This is a genomic window from Pedobacter sp. A2324, from assembly GCF_059693705.1.
In genome coordinates, this window is the sequence record NZ_JCASSK010000013.1 from 1 (window position 1) to 2260 (window position 2260).

Sequence of the window (2260 nt, forward strand, 5' to 3'; positions counted from 1 at the left end):
CAGCTGGTGTTTTACCAGTTACAGTTGCAGTGTTGTTGTAAGTTCCTGCATCAACATCGCTTTGAGTTAAAGTATGAACAGCAATAAGTGTAATGCTCGCACCCGGAGCCAAAGTAGAAACCGGAGAACCCGTTACTATGGCATTGACGTCCGTAACCACAAGATTGGTTAAGGTGACGTTTCCGATATTTTTAACAACAAGATTGTAATTCAGTACCTCGCTTGATTTATTCGGCACAGTTCCGTTAACCGTTTTGACCAAGGTCACAGAACCGGCCGGCGTAATAGTAGCCACGGTTGGTGTATCATTAGCCTCTGTCGTTCCTGAAACATCAGTCACATCCAATCCAGCTGGTGTTTTACCTGTAACGCTTGCGGTGTTGGTATAACTTCCAGCATCTACATCGGCTTGAGTCAATGTGTGAGATGCAGTTAAAGTTACGCTTGCTCCAGGAGCTAAAGTAGAAACCGGTGAACCCGTAACAATTGCATTGGCATCGGTAACCACAAGATTGGTTAAGGTGACGTTTCCAATATTTTTAACAACAAGATTGTAATTCAGTACCTCGCCTGCTTTATTCGGAACAGTACCGCTAATAGATTTTACTAAAGTCACAGCACCCGCTGGAGGAATGGTTGCTACTGTTGGTGTATCATTAGTCTCTGTCGTTCCTGAAACATCAGTCACATCCAATCCAGCTGGTGTTTTACCTGTTACCGTTGCGGTATTGCTATATGTACTTGCATCAATATCGGCTTGAGTTAATGTATGGGAAGCAGTCAAAGTAACACTTGTACCCGGAGCCAGACTAGAAACAGGAGAACCTGTAACCACGGCATTCGCATCGGTAATTACTAGATTGGTTAAGGTGACATTGCCGGTATTCTTGATGATAAGATCATAATTCAACACACCTCCAACAGCCGTTGGTACTGATCCAATCACACTTTTCACTAAAGTCACGGCACCCACTGGTGGAATCGTGGCTAGTGTTGGCGTATCATTAGTTTCAGTCGTTCCTGAAACATCAGTTACATCTGATCCAGCTGGTGTTTTACCAGTTACAGTTGCGGTATTGGTATAACTTCCAGCATCTACATCGGCTTGAGTTAAAGTATGAACAGCAGTAAGCGTAATGCTTGCGCCTGGAGCCAGACTAGAAACAGGAGAACCCGTAACAATTGCATTGGCGTCCGTAATCACAAGATTGGTTAAGGTGACGTTTCCGATATTTTTAACAACAAGATTGTAATTCAGTACCTCGCCTGCTTTATTAGGAACAGTACCGTTAACCGTTTTGACCAAGGTCACAGAACCGGCCGGCGTAATACTAGCCACGGTTGGTGTGTCGTTAGTCTCTGTCGTTCCTGAGACATCGGTCACATCCAATCCAGCCGGTGTTTTACCCGTTACCGTTGCGGTATTGGTATAACTTCCAGCATCTACATCGGCTTGAGTTAAAGTATGAACAGCAGTAAGCGTAATGCTTGCGCCTGGAGCCAGACTAGAAACAGGAGAACCCGTAACAATTGCATTGGCATCAGTAACCATCAGATTGGTCAAAGTTACGTTACCCATGTTTTTAATCACCAGATTGTAGTTCAATACCTCGCCTGATTTATTCGGAACAGTTCCGTTAACCGTTTTGACCAAGGTCACAGAACCGGCCGGCGTAATCGTTGCCACCGTAGGTGTATCGTTCGTCTCCGCCGTTCCTGAAACATCAGTTACATCTGATCCAGCTGGTGTTTTACCAGTTACAGTTGCAGTGTTGTTGTAAGTTCCTGCATCAACATCGCTTTGAGTTAAAGTATGAACAGCAATAAGTGTAATGCTCGCACCCGGAGCCAGACTAGAAACCGGAGAACCCGTTACTATGGCATTGACGTCCGTAACCACAAGATTGGTTAAGGTGACGTTTCCGATATTTTTAACAACAAGATTGTAATTCAGTACCTCGCCTGATTTATTCGGAACAATACCGTTAACAGTTTTCACTAAAGTCACAGCACCAGCCGGAGTAATAGTAGCCACGGTTGGTGTATCATTAGCCTCTGTCGTTCCTGAAACATCAGTCACGTCTGCTCCAGTTGGTGTCTTACCTGTAACGCTTGCGGTATTGGTATAACTTCCAGCATCTACATCGGCTTGAGTTAAAGTATGAACAGCAATAAGTGTAATGCTTGCGCCCGGAGCCAAAGTAGAAACCGGAGAACCCGTTACTATGGCATTGACGTCTGTAACCACAAGATTGGTTAA

At 44.7% G+C, this 2260-nt stretch carries 1 protein-coding gene; it reads right to left on the reverse strand.

Annotation, left to right across the window (positions count from 1 at the left end; all coding sequences use genetic code 11):
* Positions 1–2260: beta strand repeat-containing protein (locus tag AC570I_RS21895; protein WP_497407194.1), on the reverse strand; the 2260-nt coding region annotated here is incomplete at both ends.